General features: G+C 67.9%; 9 protein-coding genes and 4 tRNA genes. 10 read left to right on the top strand and 3 right to left on the bottom strand.

Annotation, left to right across the window (positions count from 1 at the left end):
* Positions 1–174 precede the first annotated feature (174 nt).
* The 8 genes from recJ to ASD21_RS18310 all read left to right on the top strand — a co-directional run bounded on the left by recJ (position 175) and on the right by ASD21_RS18310 (position 4,306).
* Positions 175–1,989, top strand: a complete 1,815-nt coding sequence (gene recJ / locus ASD21_RS18345) for a single-stranded-DNA-specific exonuclease RecJ (RefSeq protein WP_056444672.1) — start codon at positions 175–177, stop codon at positions 1,987–1,989.
* 69 nt (positions 1,990–2,058) lie between these two features.
* Positions 2,059–2,133: transfer RNA gene (locus ASD21_RS18340), tRNA-Glu, on the top strand.
* Positions 2,134–2,187: 54 nt separating this feature from the next.
* Positions 2,188–2,262, top strand: a tRNA-Glu gene (locus ASD21_RS18335).
* A 172-nt stretch (positions 2,263–2,434) separates the two neighbouring features.
* Complete coding sequence (cspD, locus tag ASD21_RS18330; protein WP_056444669.1) at positions 2,435–3,040, top strand: stationary phase survival cold shock domain protein CspD; 606 nt, start codon at positions 2,435–2,437, stop codon at positions 3,038–3,040.
* A gap of 115 nt (positions 3,041–3,155) precedes the next feature.
* Positions 3,156–3,689, top strand: coding sequence for a DUF192 domain-containing protein (locus ASD21_RS18325; RefSeq protein ID WP_442856983.1), 534 nt, complete (start codon positions 3,156–3,158; stop codon positions 3,687–3,689).
* Positions 3,690–3,749: 60 nt separating this feature from the next.
* A tRNA-Pro gene (locus ASD21_RS18320) sits at positions 3,750–3,826 on the top strand.
* A gap of 47 nt (positions 3,827–3,873) precedes the next feature.
* Entirely contained in the window at positions 3,874–4,179 is a 306-nt protein-coding gene (locus tag ASD21_RS18315) for an ETC complex I subunit (protein WP_056444663.1), read from the top strand.
* A 50-nt stretch (positions 4,180–4,229) separates the two neighbouring features.
* Positions 4,230–4,306, top strand: a tRNA-Arg gene (locus ASD21_RS18310).
* 236 nt (positions 4,307–4,542) lie between these two features.
* Here the strand turns inward: ASD21_RS18310 and ASD21_RS18305 are convergent.
* Positions 4,543–7,353, bottom strand: a complete 2,811-nt coding sequence (locus ASD21_RS18305; RefSeq protein ID WP_056444661.1) for a TonB-dependent receptor — start codon at positions 7,351–7,353, stop codon at positions 4,543–4,545.
* A gap of 397 nt (positions 7,354–7,750) precedes the next feature.
* Here ASD21_RS18305 and ASD21_RS18300 point away from each other — a divergent pair, with 397 nt between their 5' ends.
* Both ASD21_RS18300 and ASD21_RS18295 read left to right on the top strand, forming a co-directional pair.
* Positions 7,751–9,082, top strand: coding sequence for an MFS transporter (locus tag ASD21_RS18300; RefSeq protein ID WP_056444658.1), 1,332 nt, complete (start codon positions 7,751–7,753; stop codon positions 9,080–9,082).
* Between the two features lie 11 nt (positions 9,083–9,093).
* The gene (locus tag ASD21_RS18295; protein ID WP_056444655.1) at positions 9,094–10,950 is read left to right on the top strand and encodes a hypothetical protein; all 1,857 of its coding nucleotides are present in this window, start codon (positions 9,094–9,096) and stop codon (positions 10,948–10,950) included.
* A 1,013-nt stretch (positions 10,951–11,963) separates the two neighbouring features.
* Here ASD21_RS18295 and ASD21_RS18285 read toward each other — a convergent pair.
* Positions 11,964–13,532 (bottom strand): carboxylesterase/lipase family protein, encoded by a 1,569-nt coding sequence (locus tag ASD21_RS18285; RefSeq protein ID WP_056444649.1) that lies wholly within the window; start codon positions 13,530–13,532, stop codon positions 11,964–11,966.
* Positions 13,533–13,580: 48 nt separating this feature from the next.
* Positions 13,581–14,489: a LysR substrate-binding domain-containing protein gene (locus tag ASD21_RS18280; RefSeq protein WP_056444646.1), complete on the bottom strand. Its 909-nt coding sequence runs from the start codon at positions 14,487–14,489 to the stop codon at positions 13,581–13,583.
* Positions 14,490–14,576 lie beyond the last annotated feature (87 nt).

Here is a 14,576-nt window from a genome sequence, read left to right as displayed (position 1 = left end):
CTTGTCGAAGGACGAGGTTTCGGATCAGCCGCGTCCGTTTCTGACGCACCAACGCCCTATCTTCCGACCTCGCGCCGCATGGAGCGAATCCGCCTAAGCGCGTAGGCTCGGGAGATGACCACGACAGCCAAGCTCAGCATTTCCGGCCGTCTTCCCGCGCGGGGGGGCTGAGCCATGGCCGACGGACACGCTTCGCTCGATACGGGCCACTTCCTCGACGTTTCCCGCTCGATCAGCGGCCGGGCCTGGCGCGAGCGGCCCGCCGACGCGGCGATCGTCCGCAGCCACCAGCAGGTCCACGGCCTGTCCGAGCCCCTGGCCCGGGCCCTGGCCTCGCGCGGCGTCGGCGTCGACGCGGCCGAGCACTATCTGCGGCCCACCCTGAAGGCGCTGTTCCCCGATCCCTCCAGCTTCACCGACATGGACCGGGCCGCCGAGATCCTGATCGACGCGCTGGAAAGCGGCCGCTCAACCATGGTGTTCGCCGACTACGACGTCGACGGCGCCACCAGCGCGGCCCAGCTGGTGCGCTGGTTCCGTTACATGGGCGTCGAGCTGCCCATCTACATTCCCGACCGCCTGACCGAGGGCTACGGCCCCAGCCCGGCGGCCTTCAAGACCATCCGCGACACCGGCGCCGAGCTGGTCGTCACCCTGGACTGCGGGGCGGCGGCCTATGACGCCATCGCCAGCGCCGCCACCATCGGGCTCGAGGTCGTGGTGATCGACCACCACCTGATGCGCGAGGACCCGCCGGCCGCCGCCGCCGTGGTCAATCCCAACCGGCCGGGCTGCCAGAGCGGGCAGGGGGTGCTCGCCGCCGCCGGGGTCACCTTCGTGCTGCTGGCCGCCCTCAACCGCGAGGCCCGCAAGCGCGGCCTGTTCACCGACGAGCGGCCGCAGCCGGATCTGCGCCAATGGCTGGACCTGGTGGCCATGGGCGAGGTCTGCGACGTCACCCAGCTGGTCGGCTTCAACCGCGCCCTGACCACCCTGGGCCTGCGGACCATGTCCAGCTGGGGCAATCCGGGCCTGAAGGCGCTGTTCGAGGTCGGCAAGGGCTCGGGACCCGCCTCGGTGTTCCACGCCGGCTTCATCCTGGGACCGCGCATCAACGCCGGCGGACGGATCGGCCGCTCGGACCTCGGCGCGCGCCTGCTGTCCACGGACGATCCGGAAGAGGCCCGCATGCTGGCCGAGGAGCTGGACGGCCTCAACACCGAGCGCAAGGCGGTCGAGGCCGCCGTGGTCGAGGAAGCCGCCGCCGTGCTGGAGCGGGGCAGCAATTTCAATCCCGACGCCCCGGTGATCGTGGTGGCGGGGGAGGGGTGGCACCCCGGGGTGATCGGCATCGTCGCCGGCCGCCTGCGCGAGCGCTATCGCAAGCCCGTGGTGGTGATCGGCATCGATCGCGCGGCCAATGTCGGCAAGGGCTCGGGCCGTTCGCAGCCGGGAGTCAATCTGGGCGCGGCGATCCAGGCGGCCTTCGAGGCGGGCCTGCTGATGGCCGGCGGCGGCCACGCCATGGCGGCGGGCCTGTCGATCCGCCCGGATTCGATCCCGGAACTCCGCGCCTTCCTGGAAGAGCGCCTGGCCGGCGAGATGGAGGCCGTGGGCGTCGAGGGGGTCGAGATCGACGCCCTGGTCCAGCCTCGGGCCGCCAATCGCGCCCTCTGGACCGAGTTCCAGCAGCTGGCCCCGTTCGGTCCGGGCAACCCCGAGCCGATGTTCGCCCTGGCCGGCGTTCGGCCCGAGCGGATGATGGCGATGAAGGGCGGCCATGTGCGGGTCGACCTGGTCGGACCGTCGGGCGACCGAATCAAGGCGATCTCCTGGCGCTCGGCCGAGACCCCCCTGGGGGAGCGCCTGCTGGCCGGCGGCGGCGCCCTGCACGTCGTGGGCCGTCTGAAACCGGACGATTATATGGGCCGGGAAGGGGTCCAGCTGGAGATCGAGGACGTCGCCGACCCCCGCATGCGAATGACTTGAAAAAACTGCTCTCGGTCGCTTGCGCCGTGGGGGGAAGCTTTGTATATCGCCTGCTCTTCGCGGCCACGTGGTCCCTTCGTCTATCGGTTAGGACGCCAGATTTTCATTCTGGAGAGAGGGGTTCGACTCCCCTAGGGACTACCACCGCGAAGCCTACTTAGACTTTACATGCGAATACCCGCCTAATGCAGGCGCCGTGGTCCCTTCGTCTATCGGTTAGGACGCCAGATTTTCATTCTGGAGAGAGGGGTTCGACTCCCCTAGGGACTACCACCCCCACGGCCATTTCAGGTTTATGTCGGTTTAGCCGCTGCGACGAAATGTCGCGCGAGGTTTCTGATCGCCGTTCCGCTTCAATTGGTTATTGACGGCTCTCCTCTCGCGAGAACAGTGTTATTCTGTGGTGCTCGCCCCCTGGGCTGTCTGGGCGAGCCAGAGGGGCGGAATGTCTGGTTTCGATTTCGAGGACTCGGGATCGCACGAGGAATTCGTGCGTATCAGCGGTCGCGTGAAGTGGTTCGATACGGGGAAGGGGTACGGTTTCATCGTCCCCGACGATCCAGGCCAGACCGGCCTGAAGGACGTGCTGCTGCACGTCACGTCCCTGCGCAACTGTGGTCGGGAGACGGCGCTGGAGGGCGCGATCATCGTCTGCGACGTGGTCAAGCGCCCCAAGGGCTGGCAGGTGTCCGAGGTCGTGGACCTGGACGAAAGCGCCGCCAGCGCGCCGATGGAGCGGCCCAAGCGGTCGTTCGGCGACGGCGGCATGGGCCTGCGCCGCGATCACGGCTTCCGGTCCGGCATCGACAGCGGCCGCCAGGCGCTGGAGCCCGTGGGCCCGGCCGAGCGCGCCAAGGTCAAATGGTTCAACCGCACCAAGGGCTACGGCTTCGTCGTCCGCGACGGCCAGCCGGGCGACATCTTCGTGCATATCGAGACCCTGCGTCGCGGCGGTCTGGAAGACCTGCAGCCGGGCGACGACGTGATGGTGCGCTTCGCCGAGGGCCCCAAGGGCCTGGTGGTCGCCGAGATCACCGCCGGCGAGGACTAGGCGCGCGAGGGCGTATTCTCCAGGACCGGCTTTCGCCATCGACTCGCTTCGATATCCGCGCGGGGCGTCGTAGGATCGCCGCGTCGCGGGACGCGGCGAGGATGATGAGGCGCGCGTGACCTTGATGACGACGATCGGACGACGGGCCCTGGCGCTGGTCGTCCTGGCCCTGTTCTCCAGCGCCCTGATCGCGGCTCCGGCCCAGGCCTGGCAGGCCAAGCCCAAGCCGGCCCCCGTGGCCGTCCATGGCGCCGCCAAGCCTTCGGCCAAGCTCGACACCGTCGAGATCCTGACCAGTCGCGGGCGGGTCAAGTTCACCGTGGAGCTGGCCGTGACCAAGGCCGAGCAGGAGCGGGGCCTGATGTTCCGCAAGTCGCTGGCGCCCGACCGCGGCATGCTGTTCCCGTACAATCCGCCCCAGCGCGCGGCGTTCTGGATGAAGAACACCCTGATCCCGCTGGACATCATCTACATCGCGCCCGACGGCCGGGTGCTGTCGATCGCCCGCAACGCCGTGCCGCATGACGAGACGCCGATCCCCTCGGGCGGGATCATTCGCGGCGTTCTGGAGATCCCCGGCGGCCGCGCCGCGCAGCTGGGCATCCTGCCGGGCGATCGGGTGCTCAACAAAATCTTCCCCAAAGGCTGAAGCGTGCCCGTTCCGTTTGCTCCCGGCGACGAAGCCCTGTAGAGCACCCGCTCGGTGTTTCGGAGCGTAGCGCAGCCTGGTAGCGCATCTGGTTTGGGACCAGAGGGTCGCAGGTTCAAATCCTGCCGCTCCGACCACCTAAGCCCCTTTTCGAAGGGGCGCCGTTCGACCTGGAGAGGCTTTCATGCTCGCGCGCATCTACCGCCCCGCCAAGACCGCCATGCAGTCGGGCAAGGCCAAGACCAAGGATTGGGTGCTGGAGTTCGAACCGGCCTCGGCCAGACGTTCGGACCCGCTGATGGGCTGGACCCAGTCGAGCGACATGAACGGCCAGGTGCGCCTGAACTTCGAGACCCGCGACGAGGCCGTGGCCTACGCCCAGCGTCATGAGATCTCGTTCCAGCTGTTCGAGCCCAAGACGCCCAAGCGGATCATCAAGGCCTACGCCGACAACTTCGCCGCCGGCCGCCGCCAGCCCTGGACGCACTAGGCTTTACGCCTCAAGTTTCCACGGTTCTCCAAGGTCCCCCTCGGGGGTCCGCGCCCTTAGCTCAGCTGGATAGAGCACTCGCCTTCTAAGCGAGCGGTCGCTGGTTCGAATCCAGCAGGGCGCGCCAACCCCGTCGATTGTGCGATCCCGCAGGCCGATGGAGGCGATCGGGTCGCTCTCGCCTCTTCTCGACCCCTGGGAAAGCCCGCTTGTTGGAAGGTCCGCCGAGCGAAAGGCTTCAGGCTGGACCTGGCGCGACCTCGACGCTCAAGGCTGGCGGCGGGGAGCCTTGCACGAGCGCGGCGCCGGCTGGACAAGCCGGCGCCGCAACCAGGGCGTTGGGTCGGGGGGAAGAACCGCGCCCTAGTAGCTGTAGCGAAGACCCAGGAAATAGGTCCGGCCGCTGTGGGTGTGGACGTTCAGGCGGTTGCTGTCGCCGACGAACTGATCGTTGAACTCGTCGGTCAGGTTGACGCCCTCGATGCTCAGCTTGAGGTTGGGGCGGATGTTGAAGCTGGCCTGGGCGTCGATGTTCAGGGTCGAGTTGGTGCCGTGATAGGCGTTGCCGTCGTTGCCCGGCACCTGGGTCAGGTAGCCGTCACGATAGGCGGCCGAGCCGCGGATGCTCCAGGTGTCGGTCTCGTAGTAGAGCGTGGCGTTGGCGGCGTGCTTGGACAGGCCCACGAGGGTGGCGTTGACCGTCGGCGCGCCGGGCGTGGTGGAGGTCAGGTACTCGATGCTCGAGTCCACGAAGGTGTAGTTGAGGATGTAGCCGAGGTGGCTCCAGGCGCCGGGCAGGAAGGTCAGCGGCTGCTGCCAGTTGACCTCGAAGCCCTTCAGGTCGCCGCCGTTCGAGTTGACGGGCTGGGTGACGTCGAAGATGTCGGTCGGGGTGGCGCTGGTGCCGGCGATCAGCGAGTCCGGCAGGCCCAGGGTGTTGTAGGGCGCCTGGGTGCGCAGGGTGGCGACGAAGGTGTCGATCCGCTTGAAGAACACGCCGGCGGCCAGCATGGCGCCCTGCGAGGGATACCATTCCAGGGAGAGGTCGAGGTTCTTGGACTGGGTCGGATCCAGATCCGGGTTGCCGGACGAGAAGGTCCGGTTGGCGCCCTGGACGCCGACGTCGCCGCCCGGCGAAAGGGAGCCGATGCCCGGGCGCGAGATGGTCTTGGCGGCGCTGATCCGGGCCACGACGGTGTCGGTGACGTCGGCCGCCAGGTTGAAGGACGGCAGGGTCATGTCGTAGTCGCGCCGCACATTGACCAGCCGCACCACGTTGTTGACGACGGCGTAGCCGCCCGACTCCTGCTGGGTGTTGACCTGGCGCACGCCGGCGTCGCCGCGGAAGGGCAGGCCGAAGGCGTCGAAGCGGAACTCGGCCTGGAGGTAGGCGCCGGCGTCCTTCTCCTCGACCGTGCCGTACTGGCCGCGCGCCGAGCTGTTGTTGGTGTTGGTCAGGGCGTAGATGCCGGTGTTGCTGTAGATGCCGTAGGTCCGGGCGTAGGCGTCGATGTCGGGCACCAGCCAGGCGGTGGCGTTGCCGGCCGGCAGGCCCATGTGCTTGCCGAAGCCCGAATAGACCTTGGAGGCGGCGGCCAGCTGGGCGGGCGTCAGGGTCTGGGAGACGGTCTCGCTGGTCCGGTACTGGCCGTAGCTGTCGTACTCGAACTTACGGAAATCCACGCCGGCCTTGAGGGTCAGGTTGTCGTTGAAGTCGTACTCACCGAAGATCTTGCCGGTGGTGAACTGGTTCTCGACGAACTGCGGCCGCAGGCGCACTTCCGACGTGCCGTTGATGGCGCTCCAATTGGCTGGATTGGTGGCGTCGAAGCCCAGCAGGATGGTCGGCAGGCGGTCGCCCCGGAAGTCGTATGAGTAGCCCTGGCTGTTGGCCCGGTCGAAGGTGATGATCGTCGACACCGGCTGGGTGAAGGTCGAGTCCGCGTAGCCGAGCAGGCCGCCGACCTTGAACTTGTCGGTGAACCGGTGATCGGCCGCCAGGGTGAACTGCTTGAACTCGGTGTTCAGCTCGTCATAGGCCGACTGGGTGCGCAGATCGACATTGTCGAGCTTGGCGTAGACCAGGTTGTGGTTCGCATCGACGACGCCGTCCCGGATGATGGTCTGCGGCTTGCCGGAGCCGCCGCGCGACAGGCCCAGCGCCTGCAGCTGCGCCTCCTTGCGCGTGCCGGCCAGGTACGAATAGAGCGCGTCGAACGAGACGTTGGTCCGGTCGGTCGGCTTCCATTGCAGCGAACCGCTGGCTCCGAACCGCTCGGAATCGATGTCGTAGCTGACATAGGCCGGGATGCGCGGATGGTAGAGGGCGGTGGCGGGGTTGCTGTCGTTGATCTGGGCCAGGGTGTAGCCGGGCAGGGTCGAGGCCGCGTTGAAGCCGCCGTTGCTGCCGCCGTAGGTCCAGCGGGTGATGTTGGCGCCTTCCTCGAGCAGATGGCGGTTCTCGTAGGCGACGGAGATCAGCGCGCCGAACGTGCCGTCACGCCAGGTGCGGCTGGCCAGGGCCGACAGTCGGGGCCCGACGTCCTTGGCCAGGTCGTTGTAGCTGGCCTGGGCCGAGAGCACGAGTTGCGGCTTGGGGTTGTCGAACGGGCTGGCGGTGTCCAGGTCTACGGTCGCGCCCAGCGAGCCTTCCTCGACATCCGCCGAAGCCGTCTTGCGCACGGCGATGCTGTTGAACAGGTCCGAGGCGAAGATGTTGAAGTCGAAGCCGCGACCGCGGTTTGTGCCGCCGCTGTTGGCCGTGCCGCCGGTGGTGGTGATGGCTTCCATGCCGTTGATGCGGACGCGGGTGTATTCCGAGCCCAGGCCGCGCACCGAGATCTGCCGGCCTTCGCCGTTGATGCGCGAGATGGACACGCCCGGGATGCGCTGCAGCGACTCCGCCAGGTTCAGGTCGGGGAACTGGGCGATGTCCTCGGCCTTGATGGCGTCGACCACGCCCGAGGCGTTGCGCTTGACGTTGATGGCGCTGGCCAGGCTGGCCCGGAAGCCGGTGACGACGACCGCCTCGACCTCGGAGGCCTGCTCGGCGGGAGGCTGGGCGGGTTGGGCTTCTTGGGCGCCGGCGGCGGTCGCCACGGCCATGGCCAGCGCCAGGCCCGATGCGCCACCGTGCAGGATGGTCCGCAGGCCCTGTGAAACTCGAAGCGCCATATTCCCTCCCATGCCCGCGGTTCGCGGGTCGTTTTCTTGTGGGAAGCCGGACGAACCGGCCTCTTGCTGTGGGAAAAGGATAGGAGCGGCTTCGGCGCGGGGGCCAATCCTAATCGGGCATGGACCGATGCAGGATCTGCACCGATGAACGCCGGTTCTGTTCCGGCTGGCGCCGTTTCCGGCCGAAATCGCGACTCTGTCAACGGTTTGGCCGCTTCGAGGCGCCGCCGTTGGGGCCTCATCGATGTTGCCGGTGGATCGGTCGATAGGCGATTTGACTTAGACCGACCCGCCTACGGTCTCTAGCTTCCGTCTCAAGGTCCCTCCATCGGGGCGACGCGGGATTTGATCGGATCGGACCCGCGATCAAAACAAAGACGACAGGGAAGGGGACGCGATGACCGCGCAGACCGCCGACGGCGCAGACAGAAGGACCCGCGTCCGCTGGCTGATCATCCTGCTGCTGTTCATCATCACCACGATCAACTACGCCGACCGGGCCACCTTCTCGATCGCCGGTCAGTCGGCGTCCAAGGAACTGGGACTGGATCCCGTGGCCATGGGCTACATCCTGTCGGCCTTCGCCTGGGCCTATGTGCTGGGCCAGATCCCGGGCGGCGCCCTGCTCGACCGCTTCGGGTCGAAGAAGATCTACACCATCGCCCTGCTGGTCTGGTCGTTCTTCACCGCCCTGCAGGGTTTTGGCGGCCTGTTCACCGGCCTGGCGGCGGCGGTCACGCTGTTCGCCATGCGGTTCATGGTCGGCCTCGCGGAAGCTCCGTCGTTTCCCGCGAACTCGCGCATCGTGGCGGCCTGGTTTCCGGGTTCGGAGCGAGGAACCGCGTCGGCGATCTTCAACGCCGCCCAGTACTTCGCCCTGGTGGCCTTCGCGCCGCTGATGGGCTGGCTGGTGCACCAGTTCGGCTGGCGTTCGGTGTTCTTCGTGATGGGCGGCGTCGGCGTCGCGGCGGCCTTCGTGTTCGTCAGGTTCGTCCACGCGCCCACCGAACATCCGGCGATCAACGACGCCGAGTTCGACTATATCGAGGCCGGCGGCGGCCTGGTGCGCATGGAGGACAAGAGCGACGACAGCGGCGCGGGATTCACCTGGCGCAACGTCCGCCAGGTGCTGACCAGCCGCATGCTGCTGGGCGTCTATCTGGGCCAATACTGCATCAACGTGCTGACCTATTTCTTCGTCACCTGGTTCCCGATCTACCTGGTCAAGGAGCGCGGGCTGTCGATCCTGCAGGCCGGATTCACCGCCGCCGCCCCGGCGCTTTGCGGCTTCGTCGGCGGGCTGCTGGGCGGGATCATCTCCGACCGCCTGCTCAAGAAGACCGGCTCGCTGGACGTCGCCCGAAAGACGCCGCTGCTGATCGGCATGCTGTTGGCCTCGCTGATCATCGGCTGCAACTATGTCGAACAGGAATGGCTGGTCATCCTGATCATGGCGGTCGCCTTCTTCGGCAAGGGCGTGGCCTCGCTGGGCTGGGCCGTGGTCGCCGACACCTCGCCCAAGGAGATGGCCGGGGTGACGGGCGGGATCTTCAACACCTTCGGCAACATCGCCGGCATCGTGACCCCGATCGTCATCGGCTACATCGTCAAGGGGACCGGCTCGTTCGACGGGGCGCTGATCTTCGTGGGCGTTCACTGCCTGATCACCATCGCCGCCTATTTCCTGATCGTCGGCAAGATCCAGCGCCTTGTGCTGAAGCCGGCCTGAGGGAGCGATCGATGACGACCCGCCGCCGTTTCCTCCGCACCGCCTCGGCCCTGCTGCTGGCGAGCGTCGCCTCGCCGGTCCTGGCCGCCCCCGCGCCCACGCTCGAGATCAAGACCCCGATGGCGCCGCCCGAGTGGGCGCTGCTGGAGCGCGAGCTGTTGAAGGCCAACGCCGAGGCCTGCGAAGCCTTCTTCGCCCGCTATTTCGACGATCGCGGCTTTCTGCTGGCGGTCGAGCGCTGGGGCGCCAACGACGGTCCCGACGACGCGATCGAGAACGTCAACGACTGGCCGCACCTGCACGCCCTGGGCGGCAGCGAGCGGCTGCTGGAGCTGTCGAAGAAGGCCTACGAAGGCAATGTCCGCCAGTACACCCTGGCCAGGACCAAGGACGTGCCGTTCGCCCGTGAAGGCATGTACTACAAGGAATTTCCGGTCATGACCGACTGGCAGCACCTGTCCGAGGGACTGTCGGTGTTCAATCTGCTGGGGCTGTCGGACCCGCGCGACGCCCGTTACCGCGACCGGGTCAAGCGATTCTCCGGCTTCTACATGAACGAGGACCCGGGGGCGCCGAACTACGACCCCAGGCACAAGATCATCCGCAGCATGATCACCGGCAGCCGCGGCCCGATGCTGCGCAAGGCCACGCCGCTGGACTGGGCCGGCGACCCGTTCAAGGTCGACGACTTCTTCATGGAGCACGGCGAGCGGACTTACGAGGAAACGCTGCACCACTACGACGAATATACCGACGTGATCGGCGACGGGCCGCTGAACCTGCAGGTCACCAGCCTGGTGCTCAACGCCTACATGCTGGACCACGAGCCGAAATACCGCGACTGGCTGCTGGGCTATGTCGACGCCTGGGCCGAGCGGGCCAAGGCCAATGGGGGGGTGCTGCCCAGCAATATCGGCCTGGACGGCAAGATCGGCGGCGCGACCGACGGCAAGTGGTGGGGCGGGGTCTATGGCTGGGGCTTCAGCCCGGTCGTGCCCCAGACCGGCAAGCGCGAGGACCGCAACCGCGTGCCGCGCGCCATCGTCGGCTTCATGAACGCCTATCTGCTGACCGGCGACGACAAGTACCTGGAGGTCTGGCGCAGGCAGGCCGACGTCATCAACGCCCAGAAGAAGACCATCGACGGCAAGGTCCAGACCCCGCGCATGTACGGCGACCAGGGCTGGTACGGCTATGCGCCGGGCGAGTACCGGACCAACGGCCTGGAAATCTGGTACCTGTCGATGAAAGCCTCGGACCGCTCGCGGGCCGCCGACCATCCCTGGCTGACCTATCTGGACGGCAAGGATCCCGAGTTCCCCGCCAAGGTCCTGCGCGCCGACATCGAACGGGTCCGGGCCCGCGCCCAGGCCCAGCGCGAAGACCGCTCGACGCCCAAGACCCGCCTGGCCGACGCGGCGCTGGACATCAATCCGGCCAGCGCCACGGCGCTGATCCATCTGATGCAGGGCGGCATCCACATCGCTCGACCGCCGTGGTCGCCGACCTCGCCGGCCCAGGGCGGAGCCTTGCTCTATGCCAGGCTGCGCTACTTCGATCCCGAGCGCCGAAGGGCGGGCGTGCCCGAGGACGTCGCGGCCCTGGTCGAGGCCCTGAGCGACGACGGGGCGACGGTGAGCCTGGTCAACACCAACCAGGTCAAGGCGCGCACGGTGACCGTGCAGGGCGGCGGCTATGGCGAGCACCAGCTGCTGAGCGTCTCGATCGACGGCGGGGCGCCGGTGGCGGTGAACGCATCGGCCTTCACCGTGCGACTGGCGCCTGGGACGGGCGCGCGCCTGACGTTGACGATGAAGCGGCACGTCAACGCGCCGACTCTGAGCTTCCCGTGGGATCGCATCGCGTAACCCTCTCCCGGAGAGAGTGGGTCGCGAGCGCTTACGCTCTGCGCATAGCGAACAAACCCTCGAGATTTCAACGCCCTGAATTTTCTCGATCCGATTTGGTCCTCACCTTCCAAACCGCCCGTATCCTAATCCCACCTGAGAGCATGGGGAGGGCGCACGTACGGCGACCGATGCGGCTTTCGGGGGTGGTCGAGCGGGAAGCGCTCGTCGGTGGTCCTTCGGTGGACGCCTTCGCGACGGTTCTGGGCAGGTTCTCCTTGGTCGAGACGAAACCCAGGCGGCGAAGGGATCGGCGGACGCGGCAGGCCTGGGCTGAAATCGCCCAGGCGGTCCAGGACGCGCCAACGTCCTGCCCGTCGGGGGCCTCCATCGGAGCGGGTTAAAAATCCGCGATCCGAAGGCTTCCGGATAACGGCCGCGCGGAGCGTCTGAACTTCGTCGAAACGGTAATCAAAACTGCAAATCATCCGGGCGAGGCCCGGGCGCTTCGCACCCTCCCACCAGCTCAGCGGTGATCCGCGTGAGGCGGCGAAGCCGTGCNGTCGGTGGCCTTGAGTGGCGCCTTCGCGACGGTCCTGGGCAGGTTCCTTGCAACACAGGACGAAGCCCGGGCGGCGAAGGATCGGCGGACGCGGCAGGCCTGGGCTGAAATCGCCCAGGCGGTCCGGAGAGCGCCAACTCTCCGCCCGTCGGGGGCCTCCATCGGAGCGGGTTAAAAATCCGCGATCCGAAGGCTTCCGGATAACGGTTCCACGTGAAGCGCCTGAACTTCGTCGAAACGGTAATCAAAACTGCAAATCATCCGGGCGAGGCCCGGGCGCTTCGCACCCTCCCACCAGCTCAGCGGTGATCCGCGTGAGGCGGCGAAGCCGTGCCTCCAAGGTCCTCCCCCCGTGGGGGAGGTGTCGGCGAGGGGAGTGATCGGCCGATGGCGGATCCAGGATCGGCGATCCTAAAACTCCCCCCACCGATCGCCGCGCGATCGCCTCCCCCACCGGGGGGCGGGCGTCGTCCTAGGTTCCTTCCTTCAGGAACGGCGCCACCGAGAACAGCTCACGCTCTTCCTTGCGCGGATCGTCGACCATCGCCGAGGTCTCGTTGATCACCAGGGTCGAACGCCGGGGCAGGGTGTACTTGTCCCAGGCCGGGATCGCCGCGCAGTTGGGATCGCCGGTCCGGGCGAAGGCCAGGAAGGCCTCGCTCATCTGGTTGGCCACCTCGCGGGCGGCGGGGCCCGTGCCGGTCTTCGAGCCCGGCGCGCCCAGATTGTCGAACACCAGGGCGATGTCGAAGCTGTGGTAGGCCCGCAGCTTGCCGCCGTCGATCGGCGAGCCGAAGTCCAGCTGGTACATCCAGGCCGGCGCCCCGATCCTGGCCCGCTGCTCGGCCTGGATCAGATGGCCCGGCCACGAGCGCCCGGCCGTGGTGGCGGCGAAGAACACCTCGGACGGGGTGTAGTTCGGATAGAGCTCGCGGTAGCGGGCGATGACGCGACGCGGCTCGACGTCCAGCACCAGCTCCGGCGCCAGGCGTTCGGGCAGTTCCTCCCAGGTGATCGAGAAGTTGCGGGGATCGCCGCCGAGGAAGGCGCGGGTCTCGTCGTGGGTGTTGCCGATGATCATCGGGATATGGGCGTTCTCGCGGGGCGCGTCGGGGTAGAATGGATGGCGCGGCAGGACGCCGCCGTCCATCACCGACCAGAAGATGATCGAACCCTTGCGTTCCAGCGGGTCGGGCATCTTCAGGGCGGCGACCAGCTGTTCGGCGGGCAGCTTGCGCAGCGTGTCGATCTGGTCGGGGCGCAGGCCCAGCTTCTCCATGAAGGCCTTGGCGCGGATCGTCGCGTGGATCGGGCCCATGGCGGTGACGTGCTGGCCGCTCATGGTGGCGACCTTGTGCATCAGGCCGCGCGCCGAGGGCATGGCCATCAGGGTGACGATCTTGCCGCCGCCGCCCGATTGGCCGAACGCGGTGATGTTGGCCGGATCGCCGCCGAACGCGGCGATGTTGTCGCGCACCCAGGCCAGGGCCATGACCAGGTCCATATTGCCGACATTGCCGCTGTCGGCCAGGTCCGGCCCGCCAAGGTCGGCCAGGTAGCAGTAGCCGAACACGTTGAGCCGGTGATTGACGGTGACCACCACGACGTCGCCGCGCCGGGCCAGGTTGACGCCGTCATACAGCGGGTCCGAGCCCGAGCCGTTGGCGTGGGCGCCGCCGTGCACATAGACCATCACCGGCCGCTTCCTTTCATCGAGCGCCGGGGTCCAGACGTTGAGGAACAGGCAGTCCTCGCTGGTGGCCTCCTGGATCTTGGTCTGGGGACAGGCCGGGCCGTAGGCGAGGGCGTCGGCGACGCCGCTCCAGGGCCGGGGCGGCAGGGCGGGCATGAAGCGACGCGGCGCGGTGTCGGCGCCGTAGCGCACGCCCTTGAAGACCTTGACGCCCTCGACCTCCGCGCCGCGCACCTTGCCGTGGCGGGTGGCGGCGATCGGGCCCGTGGCCGCGCCGACAGGGGAGGCGAGCCCGGCCAGGCTCGCCGCGGCGGCCCCGGCCAGGACAGCGCGGCGATGAGTGGTCATGAGCGGTCTCTCCCCAAGTTTCTTGGCCCGCTCCCGAGGAGAGGGCGGCTAGTCGGCGACGGTCTCCGCCGGCGAGGCCTCGGCCATGCACAGGTCGATGAACGACTGCAGGATCGGGCTGTCGTTGTCCTTGCGCCAAGCCATGTAGAGCTCGACCGGTCGGTCGGGCGTGGTGGCGACCGGCCGGAACTGCACGTCGTCGAAATGCAGGCTCATCGCCGCCTCGGGCACCAGGGCCGCGCCGAGGCCGGCATGGACGAGGGCCAGCATCGAATGGATCTGGGTGACGTGCTGGACGTAGTTGGGCGACACGCCGTTGGCGTCGAACAGGGTCGTCAACATGTTGTGGAAATAGCCCGCGCCCTCGGCCGAATACATGATCAGCGGAGCGTCGTCGAAGTCGGCCAGGGTCAGGAACGCCTTGGCCAGGCGGGCGTCGCCGGTGGGCAGGGCGGCGACCAGGGGCTCGGTCAGCACCCGGGCCGTGGCGAACTCGGCGCGCTCCATCGGCGGGCGGACCAGGCCGACGTCGATGCGGCCGGTCAGCAGGGCCTCGACCTGTTCGCGGGTGACCATCTCGCGCAGGGTCAGGTCGGCGTTGGGCAATCTGGCGCGGGACAGGATCACCAGGCGCGGCAAGAAGTTGTAGCCCGAGGCGGCGGTGAAGCCGATGGCGACCTCGCCGGCGTCGCCCACCGCGATGCGGCGCGTGGCCAGGGCCGCGCTCTCGGCCAGCCGCAGGATGCGGCGAGCCTCCAGCAGAAAGGCGCGCCCCGCCGGCGTCAGCCGCACCGAGCGGCTGGTGCGGTCCAGCAGGGTGACGCCCAGGATCCGCTCCAGCAACTGGACCTGCCGGCTGAGCGGCGGCTGGGTCATGTTCAACCGCTGGGCGGCGCGGCCGAAATGCAGCTCCTCGGCGGTGGCCACGAAGCAGCGCAGCTGACTGAGTTCGAACATCGGAAACCGCCCGCTCGTGATCCCATGGATCGGCGAAACTAGGCGATCGCCGGCGGGGGCGGTAGCCGTTCCCAGGAGCTTGGCCCG

It is taken from the genome of Caulobacter sp. Root1455 (assembly GCF_001426905.1).
Lineage (GTDB): Bacteria > Pseudomonadota > Alphaproteobacteria > Caulobacterales > Caulobacteraceae > Caulobacter.
The sequence above is the reverse complement of the archived record's forward strand: the minus strand, read 5'-3'. Positions and strand labels throughout refer to the sequence as shown.

Bases quoted from the DNA above. Each gene is read 5' to 3' on its own strand.
- ASD21_RS18300 (WP_056444658.1), top strand. From the start codon at position 7,751: ATGACCGCGCAGACCGCCGACGGCGCAGACAGAAGGACCCGCGTCCGC.
- recJ (WP_056444672.1), top strand. From the start codon at position 175: ATGGCCGACGGACACGCTTCGCTCGATACGGGCCACTTCCTCGACGTT.
- ASD21_RS18315 (WP_056444663.1), top strand. From the start codon at position 3,874: ATGCTCGCGCGCATCTACCGCCCCGCCAAGACCGCCATGCAGTCGGGC.
- ASD21_RS18285 (WP_056444649.1), bottom strand. From the start codon at position 13,532: ATGACCACTCATCGCCGCGCTGTCCTGGCCGGGGCCGCCGCGGCGAGC.
- ASD21_RS18305 (WP_056444661.1), bottom strand. From the start codon at position 7,353: ATGGCGCTTCGAGTTTCACAGGGCCTGCGGACCATCCTGCACGGTGGC.
- ASD21_RS18295 (WP_056444655.1), top strand. From the start codon at position 9,094: ATGACGACCCGCCGCCGTTTCCTCCGCACCGCCTCGGCCCTGCTGCTG.
- ASD21_RS18280 (WP_056444646.1), bottom strand. From the start codon at position 14,489: ATGTTCGAACTCAGTCAGCTGCGCTGCTTCGTGGCCACCGCCGAGGAG.
- cspD (WP_056444669.1), top strand. From the start codon at position 2,435: ATGTCTGGTTTCGATTTCGAGGACTCGGGATCGCACGAGGAATTCGTG.